Source organism: Pseudomonas ogarae, assembly GCF_014268695.2.
Lineage (GTDB): Bacteria > Pseudomonadota > Gammaproteobacteria > Pseudomonadales > Pseudomonadaceae > Aquipseudomonas > Aquipseudomonas kilonensis.
In genome coordinates this window covers 4648246-4665494 of the sequence record NZ_CP077086.1, presented here as the reverse complement: position 1 = coordinate 4665494, position 17249 = coordinate 4648246, and the positions used below count along the sequence as shown (strand labels likewise).

Here is a 17249-nt window from a genome sequence, read left to right as displayed (position 1 = left end):
TCTGTAGAAAACTCAGACCTTCAACACTTTGCCACTGGCCGCCACCACCACCAGCGATATCGCAATCAACCCAAAGGCAATGCTCAAGCTGCTGCCATGGGCGACGAAGCCGATCAGCGCCGGGCCGGCGAGGATGCCGGCGTAGCCGATGGTGGTGATGGCTGGAACAGCGATGGCCTCTGGCATCAAGGTCTGTTTGCCGACGGCGGTGTACAGCACCGGCACGATGTTCGAACACCCGGCGCCCACCAACGCATAGCCCAGTAGCGCGGCTTGCCACATCGGTGCGAGGGTCGCCAACAGGAATCCGGCTGCCGCGATCGATCCGCCATAGATGATCACGCGCTTGGCGCCCAAGCGATGCACCACTGAATCGCCGGTCAGTCGGCCGACGGTCATGGTCAGCGCGAAGGCGGCATAACCCAGCCCGGCATAGGCGGTATCCACCGCACGTTCGGTGGTCAGGAACACGGCGCTCCAGTCCAGCACCGCGCCTTCGGCCAGGAACACGATGAAGCAGAGGATGCCGATGAACAGCACCACGCCGTGAGGAATGGCGAACGCCGGTCCCGAGCTTTCACTGCCGTAGGGCAGCAGGTGCGGCGCAGCCTTGAACAACGCCACCAGCAGCACCCCATTGACCACTAGCGTCGCTCCCAGTGGCGAAAGCCCCAGGCCAAGCAGGGCGCTCACACCCGCCGCGCCAATGATCCCGCCGAGACTGAACATGCCGTGGAAACCCGACATCATGGTCTTGCCACTGGCCCGTTCGACGATCACCGCTTGCAGGTTCACGGTCGAGTCCACGGTGCCGAGCCCGGCGCCAAACAGGAACAAGGCGGCCACCAGCCAGGGCAGGGAAGTCATCGTTGCCAGCAACGGCAACGCCAGGCAAATCAGGAGCGTGCCGCCGCTGAGCACCCGACGGCAGCCGAACCGCGCCGCCAGCGCGCCGGAAATCGGCATCGCCAGGATCGACCCGACCCCCAGGCACAACAGCAGTAACCCGAGGGTGCCTTCATCCAGGTTCGCCCGCACCTTGGCGTAAGGCACCAGCGGCGCCCAGGCGGCGATGCCGATGCCGGCGATGAGATAGGCGATGCGGGTGGACATCTGTTCCAGGCGTCCGGGGATAAAGGTGGGCGGGGGCGTAATGGCAGTCATGAAACGTCCTTGGCTTTCGTGCGGTGCGGTGATGCAGGCAGGGGCCTATGCTTGCATATCCACTGACCGCACCGCGACCCCAAGGTGTCGGCCAAAGCGTGGGCTTTGCTCCCTCAGCCTTCGCCAGCATAAAGTACCGGCCCTAGCTGGCTGATTCCGGGTCTGGTCCATGACGCAGTTCTATGATGCACGCGGAAATATTTATGGCGTCGTTTCGCCGCAACAGGTGCGTGACTACGGTATTGATTTGCCGCCGTCAGCCGCCCTGGCTGCACAGCGGCGCGAGTCCTGGGCCTCGGCTGCCGTGCTTGCTTTCTGCAGTTGGGCGCCGGGCGAAGCAGCACCGGACGCCAAGGCCCATCGCAGTGACGGCCTGTTGATCGGTCCGTTCCAGAGCGAACCGCCTTTTGATCTGTTGATCGTCAACACCGACGGCACCCTGGCCGAACGCAGCGGCAATGGCCTGACGATTTTCTCCCAGGCGCTGCAAGAGCAAGGCTTGATGCCGGGGGCGGGTGAGTGTGTGCTGCAGGTTCATCATGACAAACCTGAGGGTATCTCCCCGCTGCAAACCTCGGTTCGCGCCGCTGAATTCGACGGTGTTCAAGGCTTCTGGCTGGACCTGGGCAAACCGCTGTTCGGGCCCCAGGCTGTTGGCGCCCAGGAGGTTGAGAGCGTGTTGTTCAACCAGTGCGATGTCAGCCGTGTGGCGGCGCTTTACCGGTTGAACCCAGCGTGGGGCCACAGCCAGTTCGTGAGCCTCGGCAATCCTCATTGCGTGACGCTGGTGGCCGGTGCCGAAGGGTTGCCGAGCAATTCGCAGATGCGTGCTACGGCGCTGGCGCAAAGCCTGGTTCGCATCGCCTATGCTGCGCCAGGTGGCGCCGGGCTGCCGTGCCCTAGCGGGGTGAATCTGCAATGGGCCAGCCTGGAAGCCGAAGGGCGAATCGCCGCCCGGGTGTTTGAGCGCGGCGAGGGGCCCACGGCTTCCTCGGGCACCAGCGCCAGTGCCGTGGCCAGTGCGGCATGGCGGGTGGGCTGGGTGCAGGCGGGAGCGGTGAGTGTGGTGATGCCGGGGGGGACTGCGCCGATTTTGCTGGAAGAGGAGGCGGGTGAACTGATGCGGGTCAGGTTGTTTGGGACTGCGCGGCTTGTGTCGTAGCGTTTTCTGGATGTTTTGCGGTGTGGGCGATGCCGCTATCGCGAGCAAGCTCGCTCCCACAGGGGATCTTCAGTGGATAGAAATGTTGTATCCGACACAGATCCATTGTGGGAGCGAGCTTGCTCGCGATAGCGACGGGTCAGTCACATCCATATCAACGGGTAGACCGCCATCGCAAGCAAGCTCGCTCCCACAGGGGAATCAGCCTGGCTGCTGCGCAAACTCCACCACCGGCATCTGCCGCTTCATCAGCACTTCACCGTGGCGAATCGAATAGAGCGGCAAGCCCTGGCTGCGGATCACTTCGTAGTCACTGTCCGCCGACAGGATCAGCAGGTTCGCCGGGCGCCCGGGTTCCAGCCCGTAGCGCTCGCCCAGGGCCATGGCCTTGGCGCTGTTGTCGGTGACCAGGTCCAGGGCGCTTTGCAGGTTGCGGTAGCCGAGCATGTGGCAGATATGCAGCCCGGCTTCGAGGACCCGCAGGATATTGCCGTTGCCCAGCGGGTACCACGGGTCGACGATGGAGTCCTGGCCGAAGCACACGTTCATCCCGGCCTCGAGCAGTTCATTGACCCGAGTGACACCGCGGCGTTTGGGGAAGTTATCGAAGCGCCCTTGCAGGTGAATGCTTTCGGTCGGGCAAGAGACGAAGCTGATGCCCGAGTGCCCGAGCAGGCGGAACAGCTTGGCGCAGTAGGCGTTGTCGTAGGAGCCCATGGCCGTGGTGTGGCTGGCGGTGACGCGCGCGCCCATGTCGCGGCTGCGGGCCTCTTCGGCGAGCACTTCGAGGAACCGTGAGTGCGGGTCGTCGGTTTCGTCGCAATGCACATCTACCAGGCAGCCGGTGCGCTCGGCCAGGTCCATGAGGAATTTCACTGAGCTGACGCCCTGGTCGCGGGTGTACTCGAAGTGGGGAATGCCGCCCACCACATCGGCGCCCATGCGGATCGCTTCTTCCATCAGCTCGCGGCCGTTGCGGTAGGACTCGATGCCTTCCTGGGGAAACGCGACGATTTGCATGTCGATCAGGTGGCGACTTTCCTCGCGTACCTCCAGTAGCGCCTTGAGCGCCGTGAGCTCGGGGTCGGTCACGTCGACGTGGGTACGCACATGCTGGATGCCATGGGCGGCGAGGGCCTGGATGGTTTTCTTGGCGCGGGTCTTGGTGTCTTCCTCGGTGATGGTGGCCTTGCGTTCGCCCCAGCACTCGATGCCTTCGAACAGCGTGCCGCTCATGTTCCAGCGCGGTTCGCCGGCAGTGAGGGTCGCGTCCAGGTGAATGTGCGGTTCGACGAAGGGCGGGACCACCAGGTTGCCGCCGGCATCGAGGTCTTCCGGGCCCAGGCTGGGTGCCTCGGTCTGGCGGGCGATGTTGGCGATCAGGCCGTTTTCCAGGTGCAGTTCATGCAAGCCTTCACGGTTACGCAGACGGGCGTTGATGATGTGCATCAGGCGAATCCTTTAGAGGTCTTGTAGGGGCGCGTCAGCGGTGCGAGTACCCATTGCGCCGATCAATAGCACATACGTTAGCGCGCCGGCAGCGATTCCTACCAGTGGCGCGACCCACGGCGAATTGAACGCCGCGACGGTGCCAACCCCATAGGCCAGCAGCCCAGGCCAGTTGAACGCCGGCAACCGGGCTTCGGCCAGGCGCGGATAACGACCACGCCAGCGGAAGAAGAAATCGGCCATGATCACCCCGCCGATGGGTGGGATCACGGTGCCCAGCAGGATCAGGTACGGCACCAGCAGATCGTACATGCCCAGCAGCGCCAGCAGCGTGCCGATCACCGCGCCGCCCAGGGTCACGGTTTTGCGCCGACGGGTGCGCAGCAGGTTGCAACCGGCCACGGCGAAGTTGTAGATGGTGTTGTCCTGGGTGCTCCAGATGTTGAGCAGCAACATGGCCATCGCCGCCATGGCGAAGCCCTGCAACAGCAGCACTTCGACCACGTCCGGCTGTTGATAGACGATGGCCCCGTAGGCGCCGATCAGCACCATCAGGCCGTTGCCCAGGAAGAAGCCGATCAGGCTCGCCAGCACCGCGACCTTCGCCGAGCGGGAAAACCGCGTCCAGTTGGTCGCCTGGGTCGCGCCGCTGACGAAGGTGCCGAACACCAACGTGATGGCGGTGGACCAGTCGAGGCTGCCCGTCGGCACGATCGCCAGCAAGCCATCGAGACCGCCGACCTTCACCGTCGCGACCCACATCGACAGCATCAGCAGCAACATCATCGCCGGCACGGCGATGTAGGAGAGGATTTCCAAGCCGCGATAGCCGATGTAGGCCGTGGCGCAGAATCCCAGGCCGAACAGCACCATCAACCCCAGCACGGTGCCTTCGCTCAATTCGAAATACTTGCCCAGCACCACCGCGGCCGTCGCCGTGCCCCAGGCGTACCAGCCGATCTGGGTGAACCCGAGGATCAAGTCACTGAGCTTGCTGCCCACCTCGCCGAAACAGAAACGGCCCATGAGCACCGAATTGAGCCCGCTCTTGAAGGCGATGTAGCCCAAGCCAGCGGCATACAGGCCCAGCAGCAGATTACCGATGATGATGACCGTGAGCATCTCGGCAAAACCGAACGCCACCCCCAGCTTGCCGCCAGCAAACATGGTGGCGGTGAAAAAGGTAAAACCCAGCAGCACCATGGCCGTGGAGGCCAGGCCTTTGCGAGCGTGCATCGGGACTTCGCTCAAGGGATAGTCATTGCCCGGATCGTTCTGAGTCATGTGGCGGTCCTTGCGGATAAGGGATGTCGCAAGCGTGCAGCGGCCGTGCCAAGCGAGTGATCGCGAGGTTATTTATAGACAATCCTGGGGATTGGGTGGGCGCAGGGATCGAAAGCGGTGCGGCGGTGATTCAAGTTGGAACACAGCTCTCATTGCCGATGCGGTTTCCTTGTGGGAGCGGGCTTGCTCGCGAAGGCGGTGTGTCAGCCGACGTATTCGTAACTGACACTCCGCCTTCGCGAGCAAGCCCGCTCCCACAGGGGGATATGATTTCTTCAGGAGGAAGGGGGCAACGCCAGGAACCGCAACACCGCTGCGACGACGGCTTCCGGCGCATCTTCCTGGACCAGGTGCCCGGCGTTCGGGACTGGATGAAATTGCGCCCCCGGGACCATCCGTTGCAGGGCCCGCCCGCGCTCGATGGGGATCCACTGGTCATCCTCTCCCCAGAGAATCTGGGTTGGGCAACGCACGCTCGGGTACAGGCCCTCGACCTCGCGGGTATAACACTCGTCCATCTGCGCAATCTGCCGGTAGAACGCCGCCTGGCCCGGTTCGCCAAGCCACGGCTGCACGTAGGGCGCCAGTTCGGCGTCCGGGATGTCCCGTTTGATCGCGCCGCGGATATAGGTCGGCACGATGGCTCGCTGAATGTAGTCGGGCAGGCCGCTGAAGGCGGCTTCATGCTGGCGTACATGCTGCACAAAGGGTGAACCCCAGGGCGACAGCGCCACGGGGTCGATCAGGGTCAGGCTGCGGTAGTCCTTGCCATTGAGCAGGTGCGTGCGCAGGGCCGTGGCGCCGCCAAAGTCATGGGCCACCACGTCCGGGCAGTCCAGGCGCCAATGCTTCAGCAGTTGCGCGAGTAGCTGGTTTTGCACGCCCAGGGACACATCGGCATCGGGTTGCGCGGACTGGCCATACCCCAGCAGGTCGAAGTAATGCACTGTGTGGGTGGCGAAGAACAGCGGGGCGATGCGGTGCCACACGTAGGAAGAGAAGGGTGTGCCGTGGACAAACACTAGCGGCGGGCCATCGCCGTGGACGGCGTAGCGGATGGGGTGTCCGTTGAAGTCGTATGTTTGATCCAGCGGCCAGTGGGTCATGCTCGATACTCCCTGAAAATGGCTCAGGGGACCAAGCATAGGCCAATGCTGACGGGGTAGGGAAACCCAATGGTGGCGCTAGATTTTGTGGGAGCAAGGCTTGCCCGCGATGCAGGCGCCTCGATTCCGAAGAGACCGTGTAATCTTTATCGCGAGCAAGCTTTGCTCCCACAGGTGGGACCCTACAGGCGGATCCCACAGGTTTTATTCGCCGTGGTAGATGCAACCGCTGGTGCAGGTCTCGTGGATGCGGATGGCGCTGAGTTCCGGCAGCAACGGCTTCAATTCATTCCAGATCCATTTGGCCAACACTTCGCTGGTGGGGTTTTCCAGGCCAGGAATGTCGTTGAGGTAGTTGTGGTCCAGGCGCTCGTAGAGCGGCTTGAAGATCGCCTTGATCTCCGAGAAGTCGCGAATCCAGCCGGTGTGCGGATCGATATCGCCGCTCAGGTGAATCGCCACCTTGAACGAGTGACCGTGAAGACGGCCGCACTTGTGGCCGTCCGGCACGTGGGGCAGGCGGTGGGCGGATTCGAAGGTAAACTCTTTGAAAATTTCCACAGGTTCGGGCTCTTTAGATATCGGTCGCGAGGCAGGCGGCGCAGTTTATCAGTTTGATAACGGCGTTGCGCGACCGTGCTGACTAAAGGGTCAGCAAACGCTCGCCCAAGCCGCCGTTGACCGTCAACTCCAGGAACTCATCACCGAGCCGGCGGCTCTCGTCCATCGCCGTGCGCCAATACTGGCGGCGGCTCGGGTCATCGCCCATGAAACGCTTGAAGTCGTTGCGGTCCGGCAGTTTGCCGTAGGGCAGGCGCGCGAGGTATTCACGGGACGGCGCCAGCAGCAGCACGTCTTGCAGGCGGTCGACGTTGCCCCGGCGCCACGGCAGGCCCTTGTCGAACCAGCCGGGAATGACCCGGTCGGTGAAGTGCGGGTACAGCACGATGTCCTCGCCGCTGTAGGGCAGGTCGAGGTGGTAGTCCAGCAAGCCGCCGTCGCGGTAGGTGCCGGCCCCGGCGCCCGGCAGGTCGCGCACGCCTTCCATGACCATCGGGATCGAGCCCGAGGCCAGCAGGGCCTGGCGCAGGTTGCCGGCCGCCAAGGGAACGAAGCGTGACGGAAAGTCATTCAACGGATGCAGCGGCGGGGCCAGGCGCGGGTCATGGATGATCAACCGTTCGAAATGCCGTGACAGCCGCGCACGACCTCGCAGGTTGTCGGCGATCACCGACGACAACCCCAGCCCCAGCCGGCCGCGATGATCCTGGGCCAGCAGGCCGTGGCTCTTGACTACCATGATGTTGAGCCGGTATCGCGGGTTATCGAGGATCGAAGCGTCGCGGCCGTCGAGCAAGTCTTCGAGCATGCGTTGCGAGCTCTGGCTGACCCCGGCCATGGTCACGCCTTTGGCGAAGCTTTGTTCGTTGTACAAACTGCCCAGGCGCCGGATTCCCTCGGCGGCGTCCGGCAGGCAGGCGCTGGCGAAGCGCCAGGCACCCACCGAGGCCCCGATCAGCGAGCGTTCCCGGGGCGCGGCGGGCAGCCACTCGCCGAACAGCGCCAGGTCCAGCCCCTGGATGCCCAAGGCCTTGGGGCCACCGGCGGCGCCCGGCAGGATGCCGACGTCGGCGGCGTTCAAGCCGGCTTGGCGAATCCGCCCGAATGCACGCGGGCCTGCCTTGAGGGTGAGGGCGGGAAACTTGATGTGGATGGCGGTCATACCGGTCTCGAATACGGCTAAGCGGCTGATTATAGCGACACAAAACCCTGTGGGAGCGAGCAAGCTCGCTCCCACATTGATGTGGGTTCCATGATGGCCATTCAGTTTCAGTTAAGTTCATCCCGATACAGTCCCCCCGATGAAGATTATAAAAAGGAGATAACCCATGAACCGCCTGACTGCCTTTATCATCGCGACCCTCATGGCACTCGGTACGAGCCTGGCTCATGCACGAGACCTGAACGCGGACGAAGCCCGCAAACTGCAAGACGCTGGTACCATCCTGTCCTTCGAAAAACTCAACGCCGCCGCCCTGGCCGAGCACCCTGGTGCCACCTTGACCGATACCGAGCTGGACGAAGAGTACGGCAAGTACATTTACCAGGTGGATCTGCGCGATACGAAGGGCATTGAGTGGGATCTGGAATTGGACGCCACCAACGGCAAGGTGCTCAAGAATCATCAGGATACGTAATGAAGCTTAATCTACGCGCCCATAGTCGATGGACGCTGGCGCTGCTGGCGTTTTGTTCGCTGGCCGTGGCCCGGGACCTGGATCAGGACGAGGCCCTGCAACTGCGCCAGCAGGGTGTGATCCTGCCGCTGGAACAACTGCTGCAACAGGCGCTGGACCGGCACCCCGGCGCCAAGCTGCTGGAGGCCGAGCTGGAGGAGAAACACGGCGTCTATATTTATGAGGTCGAGCTGCTGGACACCGACGGCGTCGTGCGCGAATTGGACCTGGAGGCCGCGACCGGCCGCCTGCTCAAAGATGAGGAAGACTGATGCGCCTGCTTCTGGTGGAAGATCACGTGCCCCTGGCCGACGAACTGATGGCCGGGCTTGCACGCCAGGGCTACGCTGTCGATTGGCTCGCCGATGGCCGCGATGCGGTGTACCAGGGCAGCAGCGAGCCCTACGACCTGATCATCCTCGATCTCGGCCTGCCGGGTGTGCCGGGGCTCGAGGTGCTGGCCCAATGGCGTGCCGGTGGTCTGAGCACGCCGGTGCTGATCCTCACCGCCCGCGGGTCTTGGGCCGAGCGCATCGAAGGCCTCAAGGCCGGCGCCGACGATTACCTGACCAAGCCTTTTCATCCTGAAGAGCTGCAGTTGCGGATCCAGGCGTTGCTGCGCCGCTCCCACGGCCAGGTCAACCAGCCGACGCTGAAATCGGCCGGGTTGCACCTGGATGAAGGGCGGCAATGCGTGGTTCGCGACGGCACTGACATCCAGCTCACGGCGGCTGAATTTCGCCTGTTGCGCTATTTCATGCTGCATCCCGAGCAGATCCTCTCCAAAAGTCATCTCGCCGAACACCTGTACGACGGTGAAACCGAGCGCGATTCCAACGTGCTGGAAGTCCACGTCAATCACCTGCGGCGCAAACTGGGACGCAGCGTGATCGAAACCCGTCGCGGCCAGGGTTACCTGTTCGGCGGGCAGGCGCAGTGAGATCCATCCAGCGGCGCCTGAGCCTGGGCCTGATCGGTGTGATGGTGGTGGTCGGCCTGGTCCTGGCGCAAACCAGTCTGTGGCTGTTCGAGCTGGGCTTGCAGCGTTACCTGGAAGCCGGGCTGCGTAACGACAGCGAGAACCTGCTGGTGGCTCTGGTGCGCGGTCCACAGGGCTTGCAACTGGATGAACGACGCCTGTCGCCGGCCTATCAGCGACCGTTTTCCGGGCATTATTTCCGCATCGATTTTGCCGACGTGCACTGGCGCTCCCGTTCCCTGTGGGACCAGGAGTTGCCCCGGCTCGACCACCCGGGCCTGCACAGCAACCTGCAACTGGGGCCGGAAGGCCAGAAGCTGCTGGTGCTGCGTACCGACTATCGGCGGTTGGGCCAGGCGATTTCCATCAGCGTGGCCCAGGACTACACGCCGGTGCGCGACAGCTTTCGCCGGATGCAGCAGATCGGCCTCGGGCTGGGGTTGGCGGGACTGCTGCTGATTCTGTTGCTGCAACGCATCACCGTGCGCCGTGCCTTGCGTCCGCTGGACCGGGCGCGGGAGCAGATTGCCCAACTGCAGCGCGGGCAACGTTCGCAACTCGACGAACAGGTGCCACGGGAGCTGGAACCGCTGGTGACGCAAATCAACCATCTGCTGGCCCACACCGAAGACAGCCTCAAGCGTTCACGCAACGCCCTGGGCAACCTTGGCCATGCCTTGAAAACCCCACTGGCGGTGCTGCAAAGCCTGGCGTCGAACGAGAAGCTCGACCCGTATCCCGAGCTGCGCAAACTGTTGCTCGATCAACTGGAGCAGGTCCGCCAGCGCCTGAACCGCGAGCTCAACCGCGCCCGCTTGTCCGGCGATGCCTTGCCCGGCGCGCACCTGGACTGCGACGCCGAGCTGCCGGGGTTGCTGGCCACGCTGAACATGATCCATGGCGAACACCTGCACCTGAGCTACGTCGCCCCGCCAGGCCTGCACCTGCCCTGGGACCGTGAGGACCTGCTGGAACTGTTGGGCAACCTGCTGGACAACGCCTGCAAATGGGCCGACGCCGAGGTACGCCTGACCATGACCGAGACGGCCGAAGGGTTCAGCCTGGCCGTGGAGGACGACGGCCCGGGCATCCCGAAGGATCGCCGCGACCAGGTGTTCAGCCGCGGCACGCGATTGGATGAACAGACCGATGGACACGGCCTGGGCCTGGGCATCGTGCGGGACATCGTCGACACCTGGGGTGGCCTGCTGGCGTTGGATGACAGCGAGTGGGGCGGGTTGAAGGTGGTGATCGAGTTGCCCAAGCGCTGACAGCTGTTTCATGGCACCCCTCTCTGTAGGGCGAGCCGCTGTGGGTGGGGCGGGCCTGTGGGAGCAAAGCTTGCTCGCGATAGCATTTTTAAACCCGGCACAGATGTTGTAGGTGACGATGTCATCGCGAGCAAGCTTTGCTCCCACAGGCTCGCTCCCTCAGGGGGCAGTGGTGGCTGCAAATATTACGAGACTTGAAAACCCGCCCCACGGCCCTTGCAGCTTGCCGCCGCTTGCTGCAAAGTCGCGACCTTTTTGTCCGGTGGCTTTCCATCGCTGTGCTTTGAGGTAATGATGATAAATGCAGTAGTTGCCGCGGTTGGCGTCATGCTGGTGCTCAGCCTGGCCCGCGTGCATGTGGTGATCGCGCTGATTATCGGTGCGTTGGTGGGTGGCCTCACGGGCGGCCTGGGGATCGAAGCGACGCTCAAGGCGTTCAATGCCGGCCTGGGTGGCGGTGCGACGGTGGCATTGTCCTATGCCTTGCTCGGTGCCTTTGCCGTGGCGATTGCCAAGTCTGGCATGGCCCACGCGCTGGCGGATAAAGCCCTGGCCCTGGTGGATCGCCAGGATGCCGCGGGTGGTTCGGGCGTCAAATGGGTGCTGATCGGTTTGCTGGGGACGGTCGCGGTCGCTTCCCAGAACATTCTGCCGATCCACATCGCCTTCATTCCGTTGCTGGTGCCACCGCTTCTGTATGTGCTGACCAAGTTGCAGTTGGATCGCCGGTTGATCGCCTGCGTCATGACCTTCGGCCTAATCACGCCCTATATGTTCCTGCCGGTGGGCTTCGGCAATATCTTCCTCAACGAAATCCTCCTGGCCAACGTCGCTCGCAGCGGTGTGGACGTCAGCGGCATCAACATCACCCACGCCATGGGCATCCCGGCGCTGGGCATGGTGTTTGGCCTGGTGTTGTCGTTTTTCACGTATCGCAAGAAGCGCGTCTATGACCTGAAGAAGATCGCCAAGGCCGAGCAAGTGGCTGTGCGCTACAACCCGCTGAGCCTGATGGTGGCCGGGCTGGCGGTGGCGGCGGCGTTCGCGGTGCAACTGCTGGTGGACTCGATGATCATCGGCGCCCTGGTCGGGTTCCTGATTTTCTCGCTGTCGGGGGTGGTGCGCTGGCGCGAGACTGACGACCTGTTCACTGAAGGCATGAAGATGATGGCGATGATCGGCTTCATCATGATCGCTGCCTCAGGGTTCGCCGAAGTGATGAAGGCCACCGGTGAAGTCCAGAGCCTGGTGGAGTCTTCGGCGGCCTGGATTGGCCACAACAAGGGCATTGGCGCGCTGATGATGTTGCTGGTGGGGCTGCTGGTGACCATGGGCATCGGCTCGTCGTTTTCCACGGTGCCGATCCTGGCGACGATTTTCGTGCCGCTGTGCCTGCAACTGGGCTTCAGCCCGCTGGCGATCGTCTGCATTGTCGGCACCGCCGGCGCCTTGGGCGATGCCGGTTCACCTGCCTCGGACTCGACCCTGGGCCCGACCTCCGGCCTGAACATCGACGGCCAGCACCATCATATCTGGGACACCGTGGTCCCGACCTTCATCCACTACAACCTGCCGCTGCTGGCGTTTGGTTGGGTGGCGGCGATGGTGTTGTAGCCTCAAGACCGAGTTGCCTCAATCGCGAGCAGGCTCGCTCCCACAGTGGATTGGGGTGGACACAAGTGTTGTGGACACCACCGAACCCCTGTGGGAGCGAGCTTGCTCGCGATGAGGCCCTTGAATCCAGCGACCCTGCCGACGGACTGTTCACCTTGTCCTACAGTTTTGCCGCGCGGTGCCGTTAATACAGCTAACCACGCCATAAAACCTACAAGAGTGAACAGCATGCGCCTGAGCCTGAAGGCTAAAGTCCTGTCCCTTGCGATACTGCCGGTATTGCTGTCCGCCGTGATCATCAGCCTGACCACGGCTTTCATCTTGAAGGAGCAAGCGAGTAAAGAGGTCCAGCAGACCCGCGAACGCCTGCTCAGCGAGGCCAAGGCCACGCTGCAGAACTATGTGGCGGTGGGCCTGACCGCCATCAAGCCGCTCTACGATGCCGCCGCGCCTGGCGATAACGAAGCGCGCGCCCAGGCGATCAAGCTGTTGTCGAATATCAGCTACGGCAAGGACGGCTATTTCTTCGGCTACGACTCCGAGACCATTCGTCTGTTCAAGGCCAACAGCCCTGATGGCGTGGGCAAGAGTTTCAAGGACAACCGCGACCCCAACGGGGTCTATGTCAACCGTGACCTGGTGAAAGTCGCCAAGGACGGGACGCACTACCTCGAATACAGCTCGCCGCTGCCCGGCAGCAAAGACCTGGTGCCCAAACTGGGCTACACCGAATACCTGTCCAAGTGGGACCTGGCAGTCGGTAGCTCGGTCAACCTGGACGGCATCGAAGCCCAGGTGGCGCTGGTGGAAGCCAAGGTTCATGAACGTCTGCAAGGTGTGATCTTGAGCATCGTCGGGATCGCCGCGGTGGTGTTGCTGGTGATTGCGGTGGTGGGCCTGGTGCTCGCCAACACGATCCTGCGTCCCCTGCACCTGATGAAGGACAACCTGGATGACATCGCTGCGGGTGAGGGCGACCTGACCCGTCGCCTGGCCATCACCAGCCAGGACGAGCTTGGCCAGTTGGCCGGCTCGTTCAACCGCTTCGTCGACAAGATCCACGGCCTGGTGCGGCAGATCACCGACATGACCTCGCAACTGACCGGCCTGGTGACGCAAGTTTCCGAGCAGGCCCAGCGCTCCGAGCAGGCCATGGAACGCCAGCGCCACGAAACCGATCAGGTCGCCACGGCGATCAACGAGATGTCCTCGGCGGCCCAGGAAGTCGCCCGCAGCGCCCAGGGCGCCGCCGTCGCAGCCCAGCAGACCGACGAGGAAGGCCAATCGGCCAAGCGCGTGGTGGCCGGCAGCATCCAGCAGATTCATGCGTTGGTGAACGATATTCGCAGCAGTGGCGTGTCCCTGGACAGCCTGCAGCAGGACGTGGCTTCGATTGTCAGTGTGCTCGGGGTGATTCGTTCGATTGCCGAGCAGACCAACCTGCTGGCCCTCAACGCCGCCATCGAGGCTGCGCGTGCTGGCGAGGCAGGGCGTGGGTTTGCGGTGGTGGCCGATGAAGTGCGGGCCCTGGCCAGCCGGACCCAGCAGAGCACCCAGGAAATCCAGGGCATGATCGACCGCCTGCAATCAGGCACCCACGCGGCAGTGGAAGCGATGCGCCGTTCCAGTGAGGCCGGCGAAGGTACTTCGGAACGGGCCAACGAGGCGGGCGCCTCGCTGGACACCATGGCGCAACTGATCGGCACCATCAACTCGATGAACGCCCAGATCGCCAGCGCTGCCGAAGAACAGACCGCGGTGGCCGAGGAAATCAACCGCAGCGTGCATCAGATCGCCGTGGCCGTGGACAGCGTCGCCGACGAAACCCAACTCGGCGCCCAGACCTCCCGCAGCCTGGCCGACCTGGGCCAGCGCCTGGGCAAGCTGGTGGGGCAGTTCCGGATCTGATCCCGTCGCGGCAGGAGCTGCCGAAGGCTGCGATCTTTCGCTCTCGATCCAGATGTTTTCACCTGGGCAACCGGGTCTTATCGAGAAAGAAGGATCGCAGCCTTCGGCAGTTTCTGCCGGGAGCTAAAGATTTTTGGCATGCTGTATCTTGTGTCCACCACACGTCCCCTGTGGGAGCGGGCTTGCTCGCGAATGCAGCGTGTCAGCCAATATATTCACTTCTGACACACCGCCTTCGCGAGCAAGCCCGCTCCCACATTTGTTCGGTGGCGACTATGGCTCGCGCACATCGCGCATCAACAACCCAAACCGCAGATCCACCGCATCCGGGATCGGCACGTACACCACATGTCCATCCCCCGGTGCCACCTCGATGCCCTGGCCTTTGACGTTCTGCAACTGATGCAGGTCGAAGTGGAAGTTGCCCTTTGGGGTCATCAGTTCCATATGGTCCCCCAGGCCAAAGCGGTTCTTCACCCGCACTTCGGCCAGGCGTTCGCGCCGTTCGCCGGTCAGTTCGCCGACGAACTGCTGGCGCTCCGATACCGAGCTGCCGTTCTGGTAGTTCTGATACTCATCGTGCACGTGGCGCCTTAGAAAACCTTCGGTGTAGCCGCGTTGGGCCAGGGATTCCAGGTCGGTCATGAGGTTGCGATCAAATTCCCGGCCGGCCACCGCGTCATCGATGGCCTGGCGATACACCTGGGTGGTGCGTGCGCAATAGAAGTGCGACTTGGTCCGGCCTTCGATTTTCAAGGAGTGCACGCCCATGCGCGCCAGGCGCTCGACGTGCTGCACGGCGCGCAGGTCCTTGGCATTCATGATGTAGGTGCCGTGCTCGTCCTCGAAGGCCGGCATGGATTCTTCCGGGCGGTTGGCTTCCTGGAGCAAAAACACCTGGTCGGTGGGCGCGCCGAGGCCCAGGGTCGGTTCGGGCTGATAGGTCTGCACAATGTCGCCCACGGCATTTTCCACCGCTGGCTGTGCCGAATATTTCCAGCGGCAGGCGTTGGTGCAACTGCCCTGGTTGGCGTCGCGCTTGTTCAAATAACCGGACAGCAGGCAGCGCCCGGAATAGGCCATGCACAGCGCACCGTGGACGAACACCTCCAGCTCCATGGCCGGCACCTGCTCGCGGATTTCGGCGATTTCTTCCAGGGACAGTTCCCGGGACAGGATGATCCGGCTCAAGCCCTGCTGCTGCCAGAACTCGACGCTCGCCCAGTTCACCGTGTTGGCCTGCACCGACAGGTGAATCGGCATCTGGGGGAAATGCCGGCGCACCAGCATGATCAGCCCCGGGTCGGACATGATCAGCGCGTCCGGCGCCATGGCGATCACCGGTTCAAGGTCTTTGAGGAAGGTGCGCAGCTTGGCGTTGTGCGGGGCAATGTTGACCACCACGTAGAAGCGCTTGCCCATGGCCTGGGCCTCGGCAATGCCCAAGGCCAGGTTCGCGTGGTCGAATTCGTTGTTGCGCACCCGCAGGCTGTAGCGAGGCTGGCCGGCATACACCGCATCGGCACCGTAGGCGAAGGCATAACGCATGTTTTTCAGGGTGCCGGCGGGCGCCAGCAGTTCGGGGGCGGCGAGGGTCATGATGGCGTCGGATCGCAAAAGGCGGCGAGGGTAGCCCATGGTCGGACAGGCCTCATTGATCTGAATCAATGCACGGCGCAAAAGCGAAGGCACTCCGGCGAGTCCTGGCTGACTAATGTTTATCCCGCCTTTGGACATGGAAAGCTGATGAATCGAAAGATGCTGCAAAACAAAGCCCAGATGTTGCTGCTGGTCCTGGTCACCATCGCCTTCATCTGGATTCTGCTGCCGTTCTACGGCGCGGTGTTCTGGGCGGTGATTCTGGGCATCGTCTTTGCGCCGATGCAGCGCCGCCTGCAGTTGAAGTTTGGCTGGCACCGCAACGTCACCTCGCTGGTCACGTTGAGCATCTGCGTGGTCAGTGCGATTTTACCGGTGATCATCATCAGCACCTTGCTGGTCCAGGAAGGTGCTGCGCTGTACAAGAGCCTGGAAAGCGGCGAACTGGACATTGCCGATTACCTGGCCCGCTTCAAGGATGCCTTGCCACTGTACTTCCAGAATCTGCTGGACCGCTTTGGCCTGGGCAACCTGAATGGATTGCGGGACACGATCGTCAAGAGCGCGATGCAGGGTAGTGAGTTTTTCGCCACCCAGGCCTTCAGTTTCGGCCAGGGCACCTTCCAGTTCCTGGTCAGCTTCTTCGTGATGATCTATCTGCTGTTCTTCTTTCTGCGCGACGGTGCGGAACTGGTGCGCAAAGTGCGCACGGCCATTCCCTTGGCGGAACATCAAAAACGCCGCCTGCAGTTGAAATTCAATCGGGTGGTGCGCGCCACGGTGAAAGGCAACCTGCTGGTCGCCATCAGCCAGGGGGCGCTGGGTGGGCTGATCTTCTGGATCCTGGGGATTCCGACGGTGTTGCCCTGGGCGGTGCTGATGGCGTTCCTGTCGTTGCTGCCGGCGGTGGGGGCGGGCCTCGTCTGGGCACCGGTGGCGGTGTATTTCCTGCTCTCGGGGGCGATCTGGCAAGGCGTGGTGCTGACGCTGTTCGGGGTGTTCGTGATCGGCCTGGTGGATAATTTCCTGCGGCCGATCCTGGTGGGCAAGGACACCAAGATGCCCGACTACATGGTGCTGGTCTCGACACTGGGCGGGCTGGCGGTGTTCGGGCTGAACGGTTTCGTGATCGGGCCGCTGATTGCCGCGCTGTTCATGTCATGTTGGGCCTTGTTTGTCGAAAGCACACCGCGGGTACAACTGCCTTAGGCTCTCAGCAGGTAGGGCCCGATACGTTGCGAGAGAGCCTGGGCGGCGGGCAATGAAGTCAGCGGGCCGCTGATGGTCACGCCGTCTTGCACCAGATACCAGCAGGCCAGCAACCCGAGCTCCCGTAGTGGGGCGGGGACGGCGCTGCCAATGACAGACATGATTTGAACCTTGGGCATGGGAAACCTCCATCAATCGATGGGGTTACCTTACGACTCAGTGGGGGTAACGAAAAATCAACCGGCTCAATAGTAGGAATCGATGTCG

Annotated in this window: 16 protein-coding genes; 8 read left to right on the top strand and 8 right to left on the bottom strand. The window is 62.8% G+C overall.

The genetic code is table 11. The features are described from left to right. Nucleotides 1–12: 12 nt before the first annotated feature. Nucleotides 13–1164 carry an MFS transporter gene (locus tag HU749_RS20430; protein WP_186652034.1) on the bottom strand — a complete coding sequence of 384 codons (1152 nt, stop codon included), beginning with the start codon at nucleotides 1162–1164 and terminating at the stop codon, nucleotides 13–15. A gap of 169 nt (nucleotides 1165–1333) precedes the next feature. Here HU749_RS20430 and HU749_RS20425 point away from each other — a divergent pair, with 169 nt between their 5' ends. Beyond that, nucleotides 1334–2326, top strand: coding sequence for a diaminopimelate epimerase (locus tag HU749_RS20425; protein WP_186652032.1), 993 nt, complete (start codon nucleotides 1334–1336; stop codon nucleotides 2324–2326). 201 nt (nucleotides 2327–2527) lie between these two features. On the opposite strand, the gene codA is transcribed toward HU749_RS20425, so the two are convergent. From codA to HU749_RS20400, 5 genes are all read right to left on the bottom strand, one after another. After that, the gene (gene codA, locus HU749_RS20420; RefSeq protein ID WP_186652030.1) at nucleotides 2528–3775 is read right to left on the bottom strand and encodes a cytosine deaminase; all 1248 of its coding nucleotides are present in this window, start codon (nucleotides 3773–3775) and stop codon (nucleotides 2528–2530) included. 12 nt (nucleotides 3776–3787) lie between these two features. Beyond that, entirely contained in the window at nucleotides 3788–5059 is a 1272-nt protein-coding gene (gene codB / locus HU749_RS20415) for a cytosine permease (RefSeq protein WP_046063457.1), read from the bottom strand. 275 nt (nucleotides 5060–5334) lie between these two features. Continuing rightward, nucleotides 5335–6165, bottom strand: coding sequence for an alpha/beta fold hydrolase (locus HU749_RS20410; RefSeq protein ID WP_186652028.1), 831 nt, complete (start codon nucleotides 6163–6165; stop codon nucleotides 5335–5337). Nucleotides 6166–6369: 204 nt separating this feature from the next. After that, nucleotides 6370–6726, bottom strand: coding sequence for a 6-carboxytetrahydropterin synthase QueD (gene queD, locus HU749_RS20405; RefSeq protein WP_003203918.1), 357 nt, complete (start codon nucleotides 6724–6726; stop codon nucleotides 6370–6372). 82 nt (nucleotides 6727–6808) lie between these two features. Next, nucleotides 6809–7888: a hypothetical protein gene (locus tag HU749_RS20400; RefSeq protein ID WP_095962027.1), complete on the bottom strand. Its 1080-nt coding sequence runs from the start codon at nucleotides 7886–7888 to the stop codon at nucleotides 6809–6811. A gap of 166 nt (nucleotides 7889–8054) precedes the next feature. On the opposite strand from HU749_RS20400, the gene HU749_RS20395 reads away from it, so the two are divergent. The 6 genes from HU749_RS20395 (at nucleotide 8055) to ctpM (ending at nucleotide 14174) form a co-directional block, all read left to right on the top strand. After that, entirely contained in the window at nucleotides 8055–8363 is a 309-nt protein-coding gene (locus HU749_RS20395; protein WP_024619823.1) for a PepSY domain-containing protein, read from the top strand. Beyond that, nucleotides 8363–8674: a PepSY domain-containing protein gene (locus HU749_RS20390; RefSeq protein ID WP_079305059.1), complete on the top strand. Its 312-nt coding sequence runs from the start codon at nucleotides 8363–8365 to the stop codon at nucleotides 8672–8674. The genes HU749_RS20395 and HU749_RS20390 overlap by 1 nt, the downstream gene beginning before the upstream one ends. Beyond that, a complete protein-coding gene (locus HU749_RS20385) occupies nucleotides 8674–9342 on the top strand; it encodes a response regulator transcription factor (RefSeq protein WP_014337435.1) in 669 nt (222 codons plus the stop codon). The genes HU749_RS20390 and HU749_RS20385 overlap by 1 nt, the downstream gene beginning before the upstream one ends. Continuing rightward, on the top strand, nucleotides 9339–10652 hold the full coding sequence (locus tag HU749_RS20380) for a sensor histidine kinase (RefSeq protein WP_014337436.1): 1314 nt from the start codon (nucleotides 9339–9341) through the stop codon (nucleotides 10650–10652). The genes HU749_RS20385 and HU749_RS20380 overlap by 4 nt, the downstream gene beginning before the upstream one ends. Nucleotides 10653–10949: 297 nt before the next feature. After that, nucleotides 10950–12266, top strand: coding sequence for a Na+/H+ antiporter family protein (locus tag HU749_RS20375; RefSeq protein ID WP_172898860.1), 1317 nt, complete (start codon nucleotides 10950–10952; stop codon nucleotides 12264–12266). Between the two features lie 228 nt (nucleotides 12267–12494). Further along, nucleotides 12495–14174, top strand: coding sequence for a methyl-accepting chemotaxis protein CtpM (gene ctpM, locus HU749_RS20370; RefSeq protein WP_046063462.1), 1680 nt, complete (start codon nucleotides 12495–12497; stop codon nucleotides 14172–14174). A 273-nt stretch (nucleotides 14175–14447) separates the two neighbouring features. On the opposite strand, the gene trhP is transcribed toward ctpM, so the two are convergent. Then, nucleotides 14448–15773, bottom strand: coding sequence for a prephenate-dependent tRNA uridine(34) hydroxylase TrhP (gene trhP, locus HU749_RS20365; RefSeq protein WP_046063516.1), 1326 nt, complete (start codon nucleotides 15771–15773; stop codon nucleotides 14448–14450). Nucleotides 15774–15920: 147 nt separating this feature from the next. On the opposite strand from trhP, the gene HU749_RS20360 reads away from it, so the two are divergent. Then, on the top strand, nucleotides 15921–16982 hold the full coding sequence (locus HU749_RS20360) for an AI-2E family transporter (RefSeq protein ID WP_046063463.1): 1062 nt from the start codon (nucleotides 15921–15923) through the stop codon (nucleotides 16980–16982). Here the strand turns inward: HU749_RS20360 and HU749_RS20355 are convergent. Next, nucleotides 16979–17161: a hypothetical protein gene (locus tag HU749_RS20355; protein WP_046063464.1), complete on the bottom strand. Its 183-nt coding sequence runs from the start codon at nucleotides 17159–17161 to the stop codon at nucleotides 16979–16981. The genes HU749_RS20360 and HU749_RS20355 overlap by 4 nt on opposite strands. Nucleotides 17162–17249: the final 88 nt, after the last annotated feature.

What these genes read in the sequence shown, in the direction of transcription:
- HU749_RS20430 (WP_186652034.1), bottom strand. Translation starts at nt 1,164, where the DNA reads ATGACTGCCATTACGCCCCCGCCCACCTTTATCCCCGGACGCCTGGAA.
- HU749_RS20425 (WP_186652032.1), top strand. Translation starts at nt 1,334, where the DNA reads ATGACGCAGTTCTATGATGCACGCGGAAATATTTATGGCGTCGTTTCG.
- codA (WP_186652030.1), bottom strand. Translation starts at nt 3,775, where the DNA reads ATGCACATCATCAACGCCCGTCTGCGTAACCGTGAAGGCTTGCATGAA.
- codB (WP_046063457.1), bottom strand. Translation starts at nt 5,059, where the DNA reads ATGACTCAGAACGATCCGGGCAATGACTATCCCTTGAGCGAAGTCCCG.
- HU749_RS20410 (WP_186652028.1), bottom strand. Translation starts at nt 6,165, where the DNA reads ATGACCCACTGGCCGCTGGATCAAACATACGACTTCAACGGACACCCC.
- HU749_RS20400 (WP_095962027.1), bottom strand. Translation starts at nt 7,888, where the DNA reads ATGACCGCCATCCACATCAAGTTTCCCGCCCTCACCCTCAAGGCAGGC.
- HU749_RS20395 (WP_024619823.1), top strand. Translation starts at nt 8,055, where the DNA reads ATGAACCGCCTGACTGCCTTTATCATCGCGACCCTCATGGCACTCGGT.
- HU749_RS20390 (WP_079305059.1), top strand. Translation starts at nt 8,363, where the DNA reads ATGAAGCTTAATCTACGCGCCCATAGTCGATGGACGCTGGCGCTGCTG.
- HU749_RS20385 (WP_014337435.1), top strand. Translation starts at nt 8,674, where the DNA reads ATGCGCCTGCTTCTGGTGGAAGATCACGTGCCCCTGGCCGACGAACTG.
- ctpM (WP_046063462.1), top strand. Translation starts at nt 12,495, where the DNA reads ATGCGCCTGAGCCTGAAGGCTAAAGTCCTGTCCCTTGCGATACTGCCG.
- trhP (WP_046063516.1), bottom strand. Translation starts at nt 15,773, where the DNA reads ATGACCCTCGCCGCCCCCGAACTGCTGGCGCCCGCCGGCACCCTGAAA.
- HU749_RS20360 (WP_046063463.1), top strand. Translation starts at nt 15,921, where the DNA reads ATGAATCGAAAGATGCTGCAAAACAAAGCCCAGATGTTGCTGCTGGTC.
- HU749_RS20355 (WP_046063464.1), bottom strand. Translation starts at nt 17,161, where the DNA reads ATGCCCAAGGTTCAAATCATGTCTGTCATTGGCAGCGCCGTCCCCGCC.